Below are 16,809 nucleotides of genomic sequence, written 5' to 3' on the forward strand. Positions count from 1 at the left end.
TCCCGGGGGGGACGGCGTGATCCCCGGACCGGGCACCGTACTTCCATCGGGAGCAGATCCAATGATCCAGTTCTACGTGACGCTGCAGGTCCTCGGCGCGCAGGCCATGAGCCATCTCGACGACCAGGCCGACGTCCTGCGCCGCGCCCGGCAGGACCGCGGATCGATCACCATCGAGCAGGTCCTGTGGGCCGGGGCGATCATCGTGCTCGCCACCGGGATCATCGGCATCGTCACCACCTACGTCAAGGGCAAGGCCAACGAGATCAAGTGATCCGGTGACGCAGGGGGCGAAGACGACCAGGAGCGGATCCGCGCGGGTCCGCTCCGATCGTGGTGTCATCTCCATCGAGATGGTGCTGTTGCTCCCCCTGGCCTTCTCGATGCTCTTCCTCGCTCTCCAGGGCGCCATGTACTACCAGGGCCGCACCGTCGCCCTGTCCGCGGCCCAGGAGGGCGCCCGGGGCGCCGCTGCCTACGAGGCCAGCGAAGGGGATGGTCGCGCGGCCGCACTGACGTTCACCGACCGGACCGGGGAGTCCCTGATGACTCCGCACGTGGCCATCGAGCGTGATGCGCAGGCCGGGACGGTGACCGTCGCGGTGACCGGGAGGACCAAGTCCTTCGTCCCGGGGTGGGATCCCGAGGTCACCCAGTCCGCCAGTCGCTCGATCGAGGAGTTCACCCCTCCGGAGGAGGGGCACGCCTCCACCTCCGACAACACGGTGCCCCCCTCATGGTGACTCCCGCCCTTCGCGATGACCGCGGCTCGGCGACCATCGAGATGGTCCTGCTGGTCCCGGCCTTCATGCTGCTGCTCATGATGCTCGTGATGGGCGGTCGACTGGCCCTGGCCCACCAGTCGGTCCAGTCCGCCGCGAGCGAGGCTGCCCGGGCCGCCTCCCTGGAGCGCGGCGCGGACTCCGAGGACCGGGGCCTCGCGGCCGCGAAGACCTTCCTCTCCGACGAGGGGCTGGAGTGCTCGGCCGTCGACGTCACCGTCGACACGGCCGGCAAGGCGAGCGAGCCCGGCGTCCCGGACCAGTTCGTCGACGCCACGGTGGCCTGCGACGTGCCGCTCGCCGATCTGGCCCTGCCGGGGATCGGCGGCTCACGCTCGGTCTCGGCCACCGCCTCCAGCCCCATCGACACCTTCCGGGAGCGCTGATGGTCCCGCTCCCCGGTGTCCTGGCGGCGGCGGCCCACCGCCTCGCCGATGACCGCGGCTCGCTGACCACCTACTTCGTCAGCGCCGTGCCCACCGTCATCCTGCTCACCGGCCTCGTCGTCGACGGCAGCGGACAGATCCGGGCCATGCAGCAGGCCAACGACATCTCCGCCGAGACGGCCCGCTACGCCGGGCAGTCGATCGACATCGGGTGCGCCACCCTCGGCGCCGAGGTGGGCGTCTCACCGCCACAGGCCAAGCTGGCCGCCCAGCGCTTCATCGAGCACAACCCTGCGGACGTGGAGCTGAGCAGCGTCACCATCGAGGGCGAGCACACCGTCGTCGTGCGGACGAGGGTGACCTACGAGCCGGTCTTCCTCGGCCTCTTCGGAGTCGACTCCAAGCAGATCACCGGCGAGGGTACGGCCTACCAGTACCGCACGGATTCACAGGGAGAGGAGTACGACCCGGATGTCGGTGAATGGGGACGCTGCAAGGCCTGGTAACGGCACCCGACTCACGGGGCTCATCGCCCTGGTCGGGCTCCTCGGCCTCCTGGTCGGGGTGCCGTGGCTCCTGCTGTCCATCGGCGCCGGCCCCGTCCCGGACCAGTGGGCCACCCCCGGCGAGATCTGGTCGGGGCTCACCACGCCGGACGACGGTGCCGTCCTGCTCGTGCTCTTCCGCTACGCCGCGTGGATCGCCTGGCTCTTCATCGCCGTCTCGGTCCTCCTCGAGGTCGTCGCCCGCGTCCTCGGCACGGACGTACCGCAGATCCCCGGGTTCGCCCTGCCGCAGGGTCTCGCACGCTACTTCGTCGGAGCGGTCATCCTCCTCTTCGTCAGCGCCCCGTCGATGGGGGCGTGGGCCGGCAGCGCGAGCGCAGCGCCCGTCACCGACACCGGCGCCCCGACGTCCGCCTCCAGCACGCTCACCGGCGGAGTCACCCTCACCGCCACCGCGTCCGACACCTCCGCGACCAGGGGGGCCGAGAGCACGAAGCAGGCTCCGTCCTCGCCCACCGTGGAGCACGAGGTGGCCCGGGGGGAGACCCTGTGGTCGATCGCCGAGCAGTACCTCGGTGACGGTGCGCGCTACACCGAGATCGTCGACCTCAACCAGGGCACCATCCCCTCGTCCCACTGGATCAGCCCCGGCCAGCTCCTCCAGCTCCCCGACGAGGGCAGCTCGACCGGTGCCGGGTCCCGCGCCGACAGCAGCACGACCACCCATACCGTCGAGCGGGGCGACACCCTGTGGGAGATCGCCGAGGACGAGCTCGGCGCCGGAGATCGCTACCCCGAGATCGTCGACGCCACCGGGTCCCAGCAGCAGTCCGACGGCAGTCGGCTCACCGATCCCGACCTCATCCGGCCCGGCTGGGAGCTCCAGGTGCCCGACGCCGGGGCCACCACCTCCGAGCCCGCGGCCGACCCGCAGCCGACGACCTCCTCGCCGAGCGCCGGCAGGGCAACGCCCGCACCACCGACACCGTCCGCCGACACCGGTGGTGGGGGCGACGTCACCTCCGACGCCGACTCGGCCGAGCGCGACCAGGCAGCGAGCGACCCGGTCACGCTCGGCGACCCGGCCGGCAGCTGGGGCCCGGTCGTCCTCGGCCTGGGCGGCATCACCGCAGCGGGCCTCGTCGGTCTCCTCGAGCTGGCCCGACGGCGCCGCGCCGGCCACCTGGGTCGGCCCGGATCCCCCGGCGCCGGTGCGCTCGAGCGCGACCTGCGACTGGCTGCCGACGAGCACACCGCCTCGACGATCGACCTGGCCCTGCGACACATCGCCATCGCGGCCCGCGAGGCGGGTCGCGCGCTGCCCGGCCTCCGGTCGGTGCGGATGGCCCGTCACCAGATCGACGTCCAGCTCGCGGACCCCATGCGCCTGCCGGCCCCGTGGACCTCGACCGCCGACCCGCGCCTGTGGACCCTCTCCGCCGAGCGTGCCGCGGCGCTCCACGGCCGCGGCCTCGAGGAGGAGGCCGCCCCCTTCCCCTCGCTCGTGAGCATCGGGCAGGACGAGGAGGACGCCCACCTCCTGATCAACCTCGCCCACTCCCGGACCTTTGCCGTCGTCGGGCCCAGCGTCCACACCCGCGACACCCTCGCGGCGATGGCGCTCTCGCTGGCGACCGCGCCGTGGAGCTGCGCGACGACGGTCACCGTCGTCGGTGGGCACCCGGAGCTGGCCGACATCATCGACTCCCCCCGGGTGCGCTTCGTGCCCGACATGGCCGCCTACTCCCTGTCGGTACAGGTCCAGATCGACCCGAGCGCCCGCGAGGTCCTCATCGTCAGCGGTGACCTCGACGCCACGGACCGGCGTCGCCTCGACAAGGCCGTGGCCTCCTCGCCGCGGGTCTCGCTCGCGCACGCGGCCACCGACGTCCCCGACGGTGGCGAGTCGCTGACGATCACCGACCCGAGCACGGCCGTGCTCGCCCCGGCCTACCTCCAGCTGGCCCCCCAGCACCTGAGCGCCGACGACGCCACCCTCCTCGGTGAGCTCTTCGCGCTGGCGGCTCCGTCCACGCGCGCGTGGGCGCCGCCGCAGGGCGAGCCCACCCTCGCGCAGGTCGGCGCCGCCGCCGCGGCCATGGGCGCACCCGGCATCGTCGTCGACCCCGAGGACGACCTGCCGACCGACGACCACCCGACCGTGCGGCGGGACGACCTCACCGACGGGACCGCCACCCCTGCGCGGTGGAACACCCCGGTCGCCACGCCCGCCCGGCACCCCGAGTCCCTGCCCGGGGAGGACGTGCCCACCGTGCGGCGGTCCGCAGGCGTCGCGACCACCGCCCCGACCACCACCCCCGGGTGGCTGTCGAACCAGATCACACCCACACCCGGCACCCCGCTGCCGCCGGTCATCGCCTTCCCCGAGCGCGTCCGCGAGCTCGCCGCACCGACCGACGAGCCGGTGCTGCGCCTCCTCGGACCGGTCGACGTCGACAACGTCGGCGACGTGGCGGCCGCCCACCGGATGCGTCTGACCGAGCTGGCCGCGTACATCAGCAGTCACCCCGACGCCGACGGCGCCGGGATCGACGATGCCTTGTGGCCCAACCGCGCCCAGCAGGACCATTCGCTCGTGCGCAACCATTCGCTGAGCGCCCTCGGCGTCTGGCTCACCGGCGATGCCGACGCGGGCAGCGATGCCGGGTGGTCCGCGGCCGCCGGGCTGACCAGTGACTGGGGACTGTGGACGCGCCTCGTGCCCGCCGATCCCACCGCCGCCGGGACGGAGCACCTGGAGCAGGCTCTCGGCCTCGTCCGGGGTCGCCCCCTCGCCGGGGTCCATCCCCGCCACTACATCTGGGCGAGCGAGCTCAAGGCCGCGATGATCTACGCGATCACCACCGCCGCCACCGAGCTGGCCCGCCGGCGCCTCATGGAGGGGCGCTGGACCTCCGCCCTCGACGCGAGCGTCGTCGGTCTCACGGTCGAGCCCGGCGTCGAGGCCCTGTGGCGGATGCAGGTGCTCGCCGCGCACGAGCTCGGCGACGCCGAAGCCCGTGCCACGGCCGTGGCCGGTCTCGGCGACTGCGGACGCCTGCGCGAGGAGCCCCTCGAGCCCGCCTCCCGCGATCTGCTCGACACCCTGCCCGAGCTGGACGCCGCCGAGGCGCCCACCCGATCCCACCACGTGGTCTGAGGGGCCGCCACATGACACTCCTGACCACCCGCTGGCGCGAGCGACTGCTCGCGGTCGCGTGCGTGACCGCGCTGCTCCTCGCCGTCTCGCTCGTCTCCGCCCCGAGGAGCGAGGCCAGCATCTGCACGAAGTTCAAGTTCGGGGCCAACTGCCGCATCACCTTCGGTGGCGAGAAGGGCGACGGGGACGGCGGTGGTGGCGGTGGCCCCAGCCGGCCGCTGTGCAACCTCGGCAAGCCCGACTACACGGGCGTGGACTGCGACAACGACGCCGGTGGCACGTGGAGCAACGAGCGCCAGTGCTACGTCCTGCCCTCGGAACCGCAGCCGGACCCGAGTGACCCCGAGTGGCGGCCCACCGGCACCTTCTACGACTGCCTCGGGACCACCGAGGACGGGGAGACCTTCCCCAAGGACGGGTTCTGGGCGCAGCAGCCGCCCGAGTCGCCCATCGGCGGAAACCTGCAGGAGGACCTGGAGACCGCCGTGGGCGTCGACTTCCTGGCGATGTACCCCGGGATGGCCCCGGCGCCCATCCCGCCGAACACGAGCTGGGACGGCTTTCGGATGTCCACCATCGGCACATGGGTGTGGATGTGGCCCCGCGAACCCCTCGGTGGCGTGTTCGAACCGCCCCGAGCCGAGGAGCCCGGCCGCGGCTACTACGTCGAGGCGAAGGTCAAGAAGCTCGAGTGGGACATGGGTGACGGCAAGGGGCTGGTGAGCTGCACCGGCCTCTCCGAGCCCTACCAGCCCTACATGAAGGACAGGACCCCCGCCTGCGGCTACAAGTACACGCAGCCCGGCAGCTACACGGTCAAGGTCAAGACGACGTGGACCGTCGACTACCGCGACGAGACGGGTGAGCACTCGATCGACCTCGAGCTCCCCCACCGCTCGGTCATCGTCCGCATCGGCGAGAACCAGGTGGTGAACCGGTGACAGGACGGCGACGGGGGTCCGCCCCCTTCGTCCTCCTGGCGGTCGCTGCCCTCGTCGTGTCCGGCTGCAGCCAGGAGCGGGCGAGCGAGCGGCTCCCCCGGACCCAGCCGTCGGCCTCCTCGAACAGCGGGGAGGACAGCGAGACCGCGGAGAAGCGGGCGCTCACCAGCGTCTACCAGCTCATCGACGGTCGCGACGCGATCCGTCAGCGGCCGGGCACCTATCGGGAGGCCTCCTCCATCGGCTTCGCCGACGACAAGCTCGCGACCGAGATCATCGCCGAGAGCCTCGAGCTCGAGTCCGAGGACCGCAAGCAGGAGGGCGAGGCGAAGCTCACGACACCACCCACGCCCGTCACGACCGACCTCAATCCCCCCGAGAAGAAGGGTCAGGCGGTGGCGCCCTTCGTCTCCGTCCGCGGCTGCGTCGACGACAGCGCGGTCCACGTGGTCGACGCGAAGGGTCGGAAGGTCAAGGGCAGCGACGGCCGCGGGCCCCACCCGGTGGAGTTCCACGTGATCAACCGCAGCTGGCCCTCGAGCACCGGGTGGCGGGTCGCCTGGACCAAGGACCTCAAGGGATCCTGCTGAGCACGACGACGACGATCGGCACGCACGCGGCCAGCACGACGAGCGAGTCCGGCCACCGCCACGGCGCCGGAGCGGCCCAGGTCCGGCGCCCGGCAGAGGCGAAGCCCCGGGCGTCCATCGCCACGGCCAGCGTCGCCGCCGAGCCGAGGGACCGCAGGAGCATCCCCAGGGTGGAGGACCACAGATGGGCGATGACGGTGCGCGGCCGCCGCCAGCTCACTCCCTGACCACGCAGCCGTCGGGCCCAGCCCACCTCGGTCCACGCCGCGCCGAAGGACTGGATGCGCTGCAGGGCCGCGCCGACGGCCACGACGGGGCGTGGCGGCAGGTGGAGCCGCTGACCGAGGTGGTCGGCGAGGTCGTCCGGGTCGATGAAGGCCAGCGTGATCGCCGAGGGCACGACGATGACGAGCAGGCGCAGCGCCGCGGAGAGGCCCTCCTCGACGTCCCGGCTCCCGAGCAGCCACGTCGACCACCCGACCCCCAGTCCCCCGACGAGACCGGGCAGGAGCCGGAGCGCCAGCCCCCGCCACCGACCCGCGACGGTCCATCCGCGCCCCGTCCCGGGCAGGGTGGTCAGGCCGATGACCGCCCCCAGCGCGAGCAAGCCCAGGACGACGAGCGAGACCCGCCACCCCGGGGAGAGCACCGCTGCGACGATCGGCAGGGTCGCCGCGATGAAGAGGGAGAGCGGCCCGCAGGCCGAGAGGACCGCCCGGGGGCGTGGTGGGGTCTCGCGTGGCGGCGGGGGCGTGACGGTGCGCACCTCGTCGACGAGCCGCACCAGGTCGCCGTCGTGGGTCGCGGCGACGACGGCGCCGCCCCGCTCCCGGTGGGCCATGAGCAGACCGGTCACGGCCGCCCACGTGCCCCGGTCCTGCCCGACGGTGGGCTCGTCGGCGAGGACGGCACTCGGCCCGTGGGCCAGCGCCGCCGCGACGGCCAGTCGTCGCTGCTCGCCCCCGGAGAGGGTCTGCGGGTCGGCTCGCTCGAGGTGCGTCAGACCGAGCGCGTCGAGCAGGTGACGGGCACGCCCTTCGTCCGCGGTGCCCAGGGTGCGACCGGTGAGCAGCACCTCGTCGAGCACGGTCCGGGTCAGGAGCGCGCTGGAGCTCCACTGCGGTACCCAGCCGAGGAGGTGGGCCACCTCCTCGGCCGGGACCTGCGCCACGTCCCGGGCATCGTGGGTGACCACCCGGCCGGACGAAGGGGGCAGCAGCCCGGCGGTCGCCGCGAGCCACGTGCTCTTGCCCCCACCGCTCGGTCCGACGAGCGCGATGGCCCGACCGGCAGCCACCGCGAGGCTCTCGTGCGTCTCGAGGACGGTCACCGTCTCGCTGCTGCCGTCGAGGCGGTTGCGGCGGCGCTCGACGCGGAGGGGCCGGCCGTGGACGGGACCGGCGCTGACGATCGGGTCCGCGTCAGGAGGGTGCCGGGTGAGCGGGGCGAGGTCGACCCTCAGGGGGTCGGGGGCCGGGCGCCCCGGCACCCAGATGCCGTCCTCGGTCAGCGCGTCCCCGTGCTGCCCGAGGACCTCGTCGGGCGGACCGTCGTGCCGGACACGACCGTCACGACCGACGACGACCAACCGGTCGACGAGGTCGACCCACGGGGCGATGCGGTGCTCGACGAGGACGGTTGTCAGGCCCTGCCCCGAGGCGATCACCGCATCACGGACCTCGGCCGCCGTCACGTCATCGAGCATCGCGGTCGGCTCGTCGAGGAGGAGCAGCGAGGGCTGCAGGGCGAGCGATCCCGCGAGCGCGAGACGCTGGGTCTGCCCGCCGGAGAGGGTGTGCGTGGGGGTGTCGAGGGGCAGGTGGTCCAGACCCACGAGCGACAGCGCCCGCGCGACCCGCGGCGGCATCTCCTCGGCAGGCAGGGCGATGTTCTCCAGCCCGAAGGCCACATCCCGTCCGATGGTCGCCGAGACCGTGCCGGACCCCGGCTCCTGCAGGACGAGACCGACGGCCCCGGGGCGCTCCCCGGGCACGGCGCCGTCGAGGTGGACGCTGCCGGTGAGGTCCCCGGAGTCCACCGTGAGGAGCAACCCCGCGAGCGCCCGCAGCAGGGTGGACTTGCCCGCCCCGCTCGGGCCGACGAGCAGCACCCGCTGTCCCGCGGGCAGGGTGAGGTCGAGATCGAGCAGGACCGGCTCCCGTCGTCCCATCGGACGCCAGGTGAGCCCGCGGACCTCGACCCGCCCCGCGGCGGGGGACACGCTCAGACGGCCCTCTGCTCGAGGACCTCCTGCCCCGGCGGGAAGGGATTGAGTGCGCCGGCGCGGGCGAGAGCCCGCGTGAGCAGCCAGCCGCCGAGACCCGCGACGACGATGCCGGAGACGACCATCAGGGGCAGGTAGGCGAGCTTCCACGTCCAGGACCAGTCCTGGAAGTAGGTGACAGCCTCGTAGACCCACTCCAGCGGGGCGGACAGCGCCCCGGCGAGGACCGCCACGGCGGGACCGAAGGCCGTGTAGGCGAAGAGGGCGAAGGCGAGCTCGGCGCCGATGCCCTGGGCGAGGCCGGAGACGACGGTCGTCACGCCCCACTGGTTGCCGAAGAGCGCGGAGACGGTGGCCGCGATGAGCTCACAGGCCAGGGCGGCGCCCGGCCGGCGGATGACCAGCCCCCCGACGACACCGGCGATGAACCAGAAGCCGACGAAGAGGCCGAAGAGCGGCTGGAAGGCCAACCCGAGCGCGGAGATCGGGCCGTTGTAGATCAGTCCGTAACCCCAGTAGGCGACGCCGAAGGCGACCCCGAGGAAGGCGACGGTGAGCAGGTCGACGGTGCGCCAGCCCATGAGCGGACGGGTGGCGAGGACGGCGCCCGATCGGCGCTCGCTCGCGGTCGTGGTGGTCATGCGATTGCTTCTCCTGTGTCGTGGAACCCACAGGGAGGACTTCGCCTCGGCCGGGCCGGGCACGGCCATGACCTCGACGACGGTCCTGAGACTCGACTCCCTACGCCGGTGCGAACCGGATCAGGTACGAGGGTCTGCGGTTGCCCGCACTCTCAGCGCTGCTGCGCTCCCCTGTCGTGCCCCTCCAGCATAGCCACGTCGTCGCCGGTCCGGTGCGACTGGTCCGAGCTGTGGCAGTGTTGGCCGCGTACCCGAGGTGCGCGGCCCCCGCCGCGACCACCCGTGACGACGAAGGGATGACCGACGTGGGCAACATGGTCTGGAAACTGCTCGGTGCGGGGTCGGCCATCATGGCCGGCATCGTGGCCAACAAGGTGATCACCGAGGTGTGGAAGAAGGCCGGCCGGGACACCGAGATCGACCCGACCAACCCCGACACCTCCTTGGGCGAGGCCATCGCCTATGCGGTGCTCGCCGGCGTCGCCGTCGGGCTGGCCCGCACGATGACCACCCGTCAGGCCGCGGCGATCTACAAGCGCTCGGCCGGGCACCTGCCCAAGCCGATGCGCGAGGACGTCAACAAGGAGCTCGGGATCCAGTCGTGATGCGCGGCGTCTCCATCACCGAACCGGGGGACGCGGACGTCCTGCACCTCACCGACGTCGACGCGCCGAGCCCCGGGCCCGGCCAGGTCGTCATCGACACTGCCGCGGCGGGGGTCAACCGCGCCGACGTCATGCAGCGCCTCGGCCACTACCCCCCTCCGAAGGGCGCCTCCCCCCTTCCCGGCCTCGAGGTCTCCGGCACGATCCGTCAGCTCGGGCCCGACGTCGAGGGCTGGTCCATCGGCGACGAGGTCTGCGCGCTCGTCGACGGGGGCGGGTACGCCGAGCAGGTCCTCGTACCCGCGGCGCAGCTGCTGCCGGTGCCGGCGGGGGTCTCCCTCCAGGACGCCGCCGGGCTGCCCGAGGTGGCGTGCACGGTCTGGTCCAACGTCTTCGGCACCAACACCGGGTGCCTGACGGCGAATCTCCAGCCGGGTGAGGTCTTCCTCGTCCACGGGGGATCCTCCGGCATCGGCACGATGGCGATCCAGCTGGCGACGGCCGCCGGTGCGCGGGTCGCGGTGACCGCCGGCTCGGAGGAGAAGCTCGCCTTCTGCCGGGACCTCGGCGCCGACATCACCGTGAACTACCGCGAGCAGGACTTCGTCGAAGAGGTCCGGGCGGCCACCGATGGCCACGGCGCGGACGTCATCCTCGACCTCATGGGCGCGAAGTACCTGCCCCGCAATGTCGACCTCCTCGCGACCGCCGGCCGGCTCGTGGTCATCGGCCTCATGGGTGGCCGCACGGGCGAGCTCGACCTCGGCGCCCTGCTGCGCAAGCGGGCCGCCGTCATCGCGACCTCCCTGCGCGCCCGCCCCGCCGACGAGAAGGCGGCCATCGTCGCCGCGGTGCGCGAGCACGTCTGGCCGCTGCTCGAGGAGGGTGCCGTGCGCCCGATCATCCACGGGACCCACCCGCTGGACCGGGCCGCCGACGCCCACCGCGAGCTCGAGGCGAGCGGCCACATCGGCAAGATCCTGCTCACCCCGTAGACCGACGCCGCCGTCGAGGTGACAGCTCCCGGGATTCGATGTCCGAGAGTGGGTTCCCCCGCCCCCCGGTACATCGACCCGGGAGGGTCTGCGGGAGCTCAGTCGCCGATCTCGGCGCCCATCGCCCGGCCGGCGACGCGACCGGAGAAAATGCAGCCACCGAGGAAGGTGCCCTCGAGCGCCCGGTAACCGTGCAGGCCACCGCCACCGAACCCGGCCGCCTCGCCCGCGGCGTACAGACCCCGGATCGGCTCCCCGTCGTGCCCGAGCACCCGCGCGGACAGGTCGGTCTCGAAACCGCCGAGGGTCTTGCGGGAGAGGATGTGCAGCTTGACGCCGATGAGCGGGCCCTTCTTCGGGTCCTGCAGCTTGTGCGGTGGGTAGGCACGCTTGGAGATCCGGTCCCCGATGTACGAGCGGGCCACCCGCATCGCGGCGATCTGGGCGTCCTTGGAGTACGGGTTGTCCAGCTGCCCGTCCCGTTCCTCGACCTGACGCCGCACGTGGGACGCATCCAGGAGGGGGCCACCCTCCTCGACCAGCTCGTTCATCTTCGCGACGAGCTCGTCCACGGTGTCGGCCTGGACGAAGTCGGCGCCCTTGTCGAGGAAGGCCTGCATCGAGGGCGTGACCTCGGCCAGCGAACGCTTGCGGATGACCCCGGTGACCTCCTTGCCCGTGAGGTCCTCGTTCTGCTCGGACCCGGAGAGGGCGAACTCCTTGCCGGCGACCGCCCGGTTGGTGATGAACCACGAGTGGTCATGGCCGGTCGCCCGCAGGTGCTTCAGCGTCCCCAGGGTGTCGTACCCGGGCAGCAGCGGCGCCGGCAGTCGGTTGCCCTCGGCATCGAGCCACATCGAGCTCGGTCCGGGAAGGATGCGGATGCCGTGACGGTCCCAGATCGGGGAGTGGTTGCGGATGCCCTCGACGTAGTGCCACATGCGGTCGCGGTTGATGAGGTTGCCGCCGGCGGCCTCGGTGATCCCGATCATCCGACCGTCGACGTGGGCGGGGACGCCGGTGACCATGTGCGTCGGCGGCACACCGAGGCGGGCCGGCCAGTTCTCGCGGACGAGGTCGTGGTTGCCGCCGATGCCGCCGGAGGCGACGAGCACAACCGGCGCGCGCAGCTCGAAGCCCCCGACGCTGTCGCGGTTGCTCGCGATGCCCCGCTCGGCCGGGTCCTCGGCCAGGCGCGCACCGCGGACTCCGACGACGGCGCCGTCCTCGACGATCAGCTCGTCGACGCGGTGGCGGTGGCGGTAGGTGACCAGCCCTCGGTCCCTCGCCTCCTCGACCCTGCGGACGAAGGGGGCGGCGACCCCGGGGCCGGTCCCCCAGGTGATGTGGAAGCGGGGCACGGAGTTGCCGTGACCGTGCGCGGAGCCGTCACCGCGCTCGGCCCAGCCGACGACCGGGAACCAGCGCATGCCCTGCTGGTGCAGCCACGAGCGCTTCTCCCCGGCAGCGAAGTCCAGGTAGGCCCGCGCCCACTCGCGGGGCCAGCGGTCCTCGTCGCGGTCGAAGCCGGCGGTGTTCATCCAGTCCGAGTACGCGAGGTCGGTGGAGTCCTTGATGCCCATCCGCCGCTGCTCGGGGCTGTCGACGAGGAAGAGGCCCCCGAAGGACCAGTGCGCCTGCCCGCCGAGATTGGCTTCGCTCTCCTGGTCGACGAGCAGGACCCGTCGGCCGGCGTCGGCGAGCTCTGCGGCGGCGACCAGCCCGGCCAGGCCGTGGCCCACGACAACGGCATCAGCATCCATGCGCTGAGGGTAGACCCGCTTACCGACGAGTAGCAATGGGGGCCCGGACACCCGTCCTGCACGTGCCCGCGGACACCTACAGTGTGCTCGTGCGATGGACCTCCCGCCTGCGGCCTGCCGCCATGACCCTGCTCGTCGTCATGGCCTCCCTCACGGGTGGGATGATCACCGCCTCCCTGTGGCCGGTGACCGTCGAGACGGACTACTACGCGGCCGAGGTGCACCTGTCGCCCGGCTGGGGTGAGCTCTCGAGCATCGGCACCGACACCGTCGTCGGGAGCGTCTCGGCGGAGTTCGCCGGCCTCGCTCCCGGCGTGCGAATCGAGCCCCGGGTCAAGCCGGAGATCACCCAGCTCGTCCAGTCGGGCAACCTGGACCCGTCCACCCTGGACGTCAGTGCGGCGGAGCGCTCACGCGTCATCCGTGAGGCGGCGACCGGCGTGGGTCTGCGCTTCGGTGGTGGCGCGCTCGCCGGGCTGGGGGTGGTCCTCCTCGGCATCGGGCTGCGCCGTCGCGGAGCGCCCGGGCGGCGCAGCGTCGTCGGCGGGGTCCTGGTCACCGCCGTCACGTGCGCCGGTGTCGGCCTCGCCGCCCAGCGCACCTACGCGCCGGATCGGCTCGAGTCGTTGCGCTCCACCGGACTGCTCGAGCTGGCCGCATCGAAGCGCGGCCTGCTCGCCAGCGTCGAGGAGCGCGCCGACGAGGCCACCCCCTACCTGCGCAACCTGCTCGCGCTGTCGAGCGCCCTGCAGCAGGAGTACGCACCGCACCGGATCCCCACGGAGACCGCGGTCAAGGCGCTGCTGGTCTCGGACATCCACTCGACGAACGAGTACGCGCTGATGCGCACGATCATCGAGGAGCAGGACATCGACGTCGTCATCGACTCCGGCGACCTGCTCACCTTCGGCAACGTCGAGGTCGGCGTGAGCGACCTGCACCGGAGCATCTCCTCGCTCGGGGTCCCCTATGTCTTCGTCCGCGGCAACCACGACGCGAGCTCGCGCACCGACACCCGCCTGCTCGAGCAGATGGCGAACACCGAGGGCGTGGTCCTGCTGGAGCCGACGCCCGACGAGTACCAGGAGGTGACCGTGGGCGGCGTGCGGATCGCCGGCTTCAACGACCCGCGCTACTTCGACGACCCGCTCCGGGGCGACGAGGACAACCAGCACGAGGCACGCGACCAGTGGCTCGAGGCGTGGGGCGAGCGTCCGGCCCCGGACCTGACCGTGTCCCACGAGCCGGCGGCCGTCGACGACGTACCGGGCCAGCTGCGGATCAACGGTCACATGCACCGGGCCGAGCTGGACGGCAACAGGATCCAGGTCGGGACCTTCACCGGAGCCGGGACCCTGCGCCACTTCATCGGGCGCACGGACGGGGAGCTCGTCGGCCAGCCGCACACCTTCGACGTGCTGGCCTTCGGGGAGAACTGCCGGGCGCAGGCCCTCACCCGCTACCAGTTCCGGTCGGTCCTCTCGGGCAGCCCGACCTACGACTCCGTGTCGATGGTCAATGCCGAGCGGATCGCGAAGGACGTCGACGAGGGCCGTACCTGCGGTGGCGACGACCTCGAGGTGGAGTCCGTGCCAGGAGAGTGACCGCGGGTGGCCGAGGACCACGCCGGCGGCCCGTTCATCCTTCTCCGGCGGGCATCCCGGCTCCCGGGCGCAGTCCAGGTCGTCGACCGCGAAGGGGGTGTGGGCTAGGCGGGAGCACTCACCGCGAAGAGCGCCTGCTGCTTGCTGCCCCCGCTGCACGTGAGCTGGTGCCCCTCGCTCATCCGGCGGACGACCTCCCGGCGGTGGCGCACGCCGGCGACCTCGACGTCGACCAGCCAGCGGTCGGCGGCGAGGACGGACACGGCCGGGTCGGGCAGGCCCGGCAGGCTCGCCCCCGGCTCGCTGCCGAGGACGTCGTGGACCGCCACCTGGGCGGCCGGCGACCACACGCAGCGTCCCCGCCAGCGGTCGAGGTCGACGCGTCCGTCGAGGTGGTCGAGCAGGACCCGTGGCGCACTCTCCCCGTCGAGGCGGCCGTACATCGAGCCCTCGGGCAGGACCACGGCATTGCCGGCGAAGCGGTCTCCCCCGAGGTGGGTCGTCTCCCACACCGCACCGGGCAGCACGTCGTCGAGGACCGCGGCGACGACCCGGCCGTCGATGGCGCAGCACACGTCCTTGCGCCCGTGGGTGCACACGAGGAAGAGCGGCTCGCTCGTCGGGTCCGGCAGGTCGTCGAAGCGCCGGGCGAGAGCGACGAGGTCCTGCGGGGTCTGCCACGTCGAGCGTCCGACGAGCCCACGGCGCACATCGACGAGGAAGACCGGCTGGTCCCCGTCCGCCTCGACGAGATCGCCCTCGAGCCGTCCGTGCCGGCGCACGAGCTGCAGTCGGGCGCCGACCCGGTTGAGCTCGGCGGACAGCTCGTCCGCGACCTCGGTGAGGGGCTCGGTCGCGATCGGCTTCGGCGGCCACGGACCGGGGTGGCCGACGAGCATCCAGTAGGGCGCGGGCACCGCCGTGCCGACAGGGACGTCGCCCCGCTCGCGGGCGGCGACGGAGCACCGGAAGCGGGGGGGCTGGGCGGACTGGCTCACGTGGCCGACCCTACGGCGTCCGGGTCCTGGCCGCGGAGCCTGCCCACCCCCGCGAGGAGCAGGCGCCGAGCGAGCTGCGGCCCGAGATCGGCACCCGGCTCGTCGCCGAGCCACCGCTCGACGAGCCTCGCCTCGTCCTCGGTGAGCACGACCCGCCCGGCCCGGGAGACGAGCACGCACTCCCCGTCGATCCTGCGGACCCGGGCCCGCAGGTGGGCTCGCGGCCGCACGTCGTGCGGACCCGGGTCGCTCGCCGCCTCGACGGTGGCGACCGGGGGTACTGGCTCGGGTCGCTGCCCGGACCGGTGCCGGGCCTCGAGCGCCGTGGCAGCCCGCTCCCCGTCGACCGCGGCCAGCGCCTCGAGGAGCGCGGCCCGCACCTGCTCGAGGTCGTGTCGGATGTCGTCGGCGTCCCCGACGTCCACACCGGGGCGAAGGGAGGTGCGTTGGGCCGAGTGCGCGGCCACCGCCGTGCGTGCCTCGTCGAGGAGGGTCTCGGCGAGGTGACCGCGGTGCCACACGTGCACCCCGACGGTGACGTGGGTGCTCATGCTCCCCAGTGCGGTGGCCGCGTGCAGCCACCCGCGCGGGATGTAGAGGACGTCCCCGGGCTGCAGGGTGACCTCGAGGTGGGGGTCGGCCGCTGCCGCCGCGGACACCGCATCCTCACGCTGCTGCCAGGGCTGGTCCCGCAGCGGGTGGGGGTGGACGGGCCGGTGGAGCCGCCAGCGCTTCTCCCCCGCGGTCTGCAGGACGAAGACGTCGTGCACGTCGTAGTGGGCAGAGAAGCCAGTGCTCTGGGCCGGGGTGACATAGGCATTGACCTGGACGGGGTGCCCGAGATCGGCGGCGAGCTGCTGGGAGAAGTGCAGGAGCGGGGGGTGCGAGCGGTGCAGCCCCTGGAGCACGAGGGTGTGGCCGCTCGCGAAGAGCCGCAGCAGCGCCGTGTCGTCGAGCTGGTCCGCGATCGCGGCGCCCACCCCGCCCCCGCGGGTGAAGTCGGCATCGGGCAGGGTGCGCCCCTCCTTCGCGACGCGCAGGAAGGGGGCCCGCAATCCCCGCTGTGACAGGAGGGCATCGACATCCTGCGTGCTCAGCAGATCGGCGAAGGGGGACGGCAGGGCTGCCGCAGGGACGTGCCGGGGCGATCGGCCCCAGATCGCGTCGAGGCCGGCAAGATCGAGGTCGAGGATGCGCTCGAGGCCGGTGCACCGCCTGGGTGCACCGGCCTCGTGGGGGTCGCTCACTCAGGCGCCACCATCGGCGCCGCCGTCACCCGCCGCGCCGTCGGCACCGCCGTCACCGGCACCACCATCAGCGCCACCGTCACCGGCACCACCGTCAGCGCCACCGTCACCGGCACCACCGTCAGCGCCACCGTCGCCGGCCGCGCCGTCAGCACCGCCGTCACCGGCCTGCGAGGCTCCGGTCGGCACGCCGCCGATGGCCTCCTCGGGCGGATCGGGGGTCTCGTTCGGAGGCTGCGTCATGATGCTTCTCCTTTGCAGTCGGTGGAGGGTGCGTGCAGCACCATCGCTGCCCCCTGTCTACCGAAGTACCGGTCCCGGCGGAAGACCCGTCTCGGTCGAGGTGACCTGTGGCACCCATCCGCCC

Annotated in this window: 16 protein-coding genes and 1 riboswitch; of the genes, 10 read left to right on the forward strand and 6 right to left on the reverse strand. The window is 72.9% G+C overall.

Annotated elements, in window-relative coordinates:
- Positions 1 to 61: 61 nt before the first annotated feature.
- The 7 genes from ACR9E9_RS01310 to ACR9E9_RS01340 are packed head-to-tail and all read left to right on the forward strand — an operon-like array spanning position 62 to position 6,365.
- Positions 62 to 274 (forward strand): hypothetical protein, encoded by a 213-nt coding sequence (locus tag ACR9E9_RS01310; RefSeq protein WP_435200905.1) that lies wholly within the window; start codon positions 62 to 64, stop codon positions 272 to 274.
- 4 nt (positions 275 to 278) lie between these two features.
- Positions 279 to 743 (forward strand): TadE family protein, encoded by a 465-nt coding sequence (locus ACR9E9_RS01315; RefSeq protein ID WP_435200907.1) that lies wholly within the window; start codon positions 279 to 281, stop codon positions 741 to 743.
- Complete coding sequence (locus tag ACR9E9_RS01320; protein ID WP_435200909.1) at positions 737 to 1,168, forward strand: TadE/TadG family type IV pilus assembly protein; 432 nt, start codon at positions 737 to 739, stop codon at positions 1,166 to 1,168. The genes ACR9E9_RS01315 and ACR9E9_RS01320 overlap by 7 nt, the downstream gene beginning before the upstream one ends.
- Entirely contained in the window at positions 1,168 to 1,674 is a 507-nt protein-coding gene (locus ACR9E9_RS01325; RefSeq protein ID WP_435200911.1) for a hypothetical protein, read from the forward strand. The genes ACR9E9_RS01320 and ACR9E9_RS01325 overlap by 1 nt, the downstream gene beginning before the upstream one ends.
- Complete coding sequence (locus ACR9E9_RS01330; protein ID WP_435200913.1) at positions 1,640 to 4,834, forward strand: LysM peptidoglycan-binding domain-containing protein; 3,195 nt, start codon at positions 1,640 to 1,642, stop codon at positions 4,832 to 4,834. The genes ACR9E9_RS01325 and ACR9E9_RS01330 overlap by 35 nt, the downstream gene beginning before the upstream one ends.
- A gap of 11 nt (positions 4,835 to 4,845) precedes the next feature.
- Positions 4,846 to 5,775, forward strand: coding sequence for a hypothetical protein (locus ACR9E9_RS01335; protein ID WP_435200915.1), 930 nt, complete (start codon positions 4,846 to 4,848; stop codon positions 5,773 to 5,775).
- Entirely contained in the window at positions 5,772 to 6,365 is a 594-nt protein-coding gene (locus tag ACR9E9_RS01340) for a hypothetical protein (RefSeq protein ID WP_435200917.1), read from the forward strand. The genes ACR9E9_RS01335 and ACR9E9_RS01340 overlap by 4 nt, the downstream gene beginning before the upstream one ends.
- On the opposite strand, the gene ACR9E9_RS01345 is transcribed toward ACR9E9_RS01340, so the two are convergent.
- Together ACR9E9_RS01345 and ACR9E9_RS01350 are read right to left on the reverse strand one after the other, a co-directional pair.
- Entirely contained in the window at positions 6,349 to 8,586 is a 2,238-nt protein-coding gene (locus tag ACR9E9_RS01345; RefSeq protein WP_435200919.1) for an ATP-binding cassette domain-containing protein, read from the reverse strand. The two genes, ACR9E9_RS01340 and ACR9E9_RS01345, sit on opposite strands and share 17 nt — an antisense overlap.
- 2 nt (positions 8,587 to 8,588) lie before the next feature.
- Complete coding sequence (locus ACR9E9_RS01350) at positions 8,589 to 9,230, reverse strand: ECF transporter S component (protein WP_435200921.1); 642 nt, start codon at positions 9,228 to 9,230, stop codon at positions 8,589 to 8,591.
- 80 nt (positions 9,231 to 9,310) lie between these two features.
- Positions 9,311 to 9,413, reverse strand: a riboswitch (TPP riboswitch).
- A gap of 131 nt (positions 9,414 to 9,544) precedes the next feature.
- Between ACR9E9_RS01350 and ACR9E9_RS01355 the strand changes: the two genes are divergently transcribed.
- Together ACR9E9_RS01355 and ACR9E9_RS01360 are read left to right on the forward strand one after the other, a co-directional pair.
- Positions 9,545 to 9,835, forward strand: a complete 291-nt coding sequence (locus ACR9E9_RS01355; protein ID WP_435200923.1) for a DUF4235 domain-containing protein — start codon at positions 9,545 to 9,547, stop codon at positions 9,833 to 9,835.
- Positions 9,835 to 10,830, forward strand: coding sequence for an NAD(P)H-quinone oxidoreductase (locus ACR9E9_RS01360; protein WP_435200925.1), 996 nt, complete (start codon positions 9,835 to 9,837; stop codon positions 10,828 to 10,830). Before ACR9E9_RS01355 ends, ACR9E9_RS01360 begins: the two co-directional genes overlap by 1 nt.
- Positions 10,831 to 10,928: 98 nt before the next feature.
- Here ACR9E9_RS01360 and ACR9E9_RS01365 read toward each other — a convergent pair whose 3' ends face one another.
- The gene (locus ACR9E9_RS01365; protein WP_435200927.1) at positions 10,929 to 12,593 is read right to left on the reverse strand and encodes an FAD-binding dehydrogenase; all 1,665 of its coding nucleotides are present in this window, start codon (positions 12,591 to 12,593) and stop codon (positions 10,929 to 10,931) included.
- An 89-nt stretch (positions 12,594 to 12,682) separates the two neighbouring features.
- Between ACR9E9_RS01365 and ACR9E9_RS01370 the strand changes: the two genes are divergently transcribed.
- Positions 12,683 to 14,197, forward strand: a complete 1,515-nt coding sequence (locus ACR9E9_RS01370; protein WP_435200929.1) for a metallophosphoesterase family protein — start codon at positions 12,683 to 12,685, stop codon at positions 14,195 to 14,197.
- A 104-nt stretch (positions 14,198 to 14,301) separates the two neighbouring features.
- On the opposite strand, the gene ACR9E9_RS01375 is transcribed toward ACR9E9_RS01370, so the two are convergent.
- Genes ACR9E9_RS01375 through ACR9E9_RS01385 form a run of 3 tightly spaced genes read right to left on the reverse strand, consistent with a single transcriptional unit; the run spans position 14,302 to position 16,685 of the window.
- Complete coding sequence (locus tag ACR9E9_RS01375) at positions 14,302 to 15,195, reverse strand: sucrase ferredoxin (RefSeq protein WP_435200931.1); 894 nt, start codon at positions 15,193 to 15,195, stop codon at positions 14,302 to 14,304.
- On the reverse strand, positions 15,192 to 16,442 hold the full coding sequence (locus ACR9E9_RS01380) for a JmjC domain-containing protein (protein ID WP_435200933.1): 1,251 nt from the start codon (positions 16,440 to 16,442) through the stop codon (positions 15,192 to 15,194). The genes ACR9E9_RS01375 and ACR9E9_RS01380 overlap by 4 nt, the downstream gene beginning before the upstream one ends.
- Positions 16,443 to 16,685 (reverse strand): hypothetical protein, encoded by a 243-nt coding sequence (locus ACR9E9_RS01385; RefSeq protein WP_435200935.1) that lies wholly within the window; start codon positions 16,683 to 16,685, stop codon positions 16,443 to 16,445.
- Positions 16,686 to 16,809 lie beyond the last annotated feature (124 nt).

The organism is Janibacter sp. GS2, assembly GCF_051200835.1.
GTDB lineage: Bacteria > Actinomycetota > Actinomycetes > Actinomycetales > Dermatophilaceae > Janibacter.

Excerpts from the sequence above, each read along its gene's own strand:
- ACR9E9_RS01310 (WP_435200905.1), top strand. The coding sequence starts at position 62 with ATGATCCAGTTCTACGTGACGCTGCAGGTCCTCGGCGCGCAGGCCATG.
- ACR9E9_RS01320 (WP_435200909.1), top strand. The coding sequence starts at position 737 with ATGGTGACTCCCGCCCTTCGCGATGACCGCGGCTCGGCGACCATCGAG.
- ACR9E9_RS01325 (WP_435200911.1), top strand. The coding sequence starts at position 1,168 with ATGGTCCCGCTCCCCGGTGTCCTGGCGGCGGCGGCCCACCGCCTCGCC.
- ACR9E9_RS01330 (WP_435200913.1), top strand. The coding sequence starts at position 1,640 with ATGTCGGTGAATGGGGACGCTGCAAGGCCTGGTAACGGCACCCGACTC.
- ACR9E9_RS01335 (WP_435200915.1), top strand. The coding sequence starts at position 4,846 with ATGACACTCCTGACCACCCGCTGGCGCGAGCGACTGCTCGCGGTCGCG.
- ACR9E9_RS01350 (WP_435200921.1), bottom strand. The coding sequence starts at position 9,230 with ATGACCACCACGACCGCGAGCGAGCGCCGATCGGGCGCCGTCCTCGCC.
- ACR9E9_RS01355 (WP_435200923.1), top strand. The coding sequence starts at position 9,545 with ATGGTCTGGAAACTGCTCGGTGCGGGGTCGGCCATCATGGCCGGCATC.
- ACR9E9_RS01360 (WP_435200925.1), top strand. The coding sequence starts at position 9,835 with ATGCGCGGCGTCTCCATCACCGAACCGGGGGACGCGGACGTCCTGCAC.
- ACR9E9_RS01365 (WP_435200927.1), bottom strand. The coding sequence starts at position 12,593 with ATGGATGCTGATGCCGTTGTCGTGGGCCACGGCCTGGCCGGGCTGGTC.
- ACR9E9_RS01385 (WP_435200935.1), bottom strand. The coding sequence starts at position 16,685 with ATGACGCAGCCTCCGAACGAGACCCCCGATCCGCCCGAGGAGGCCATC.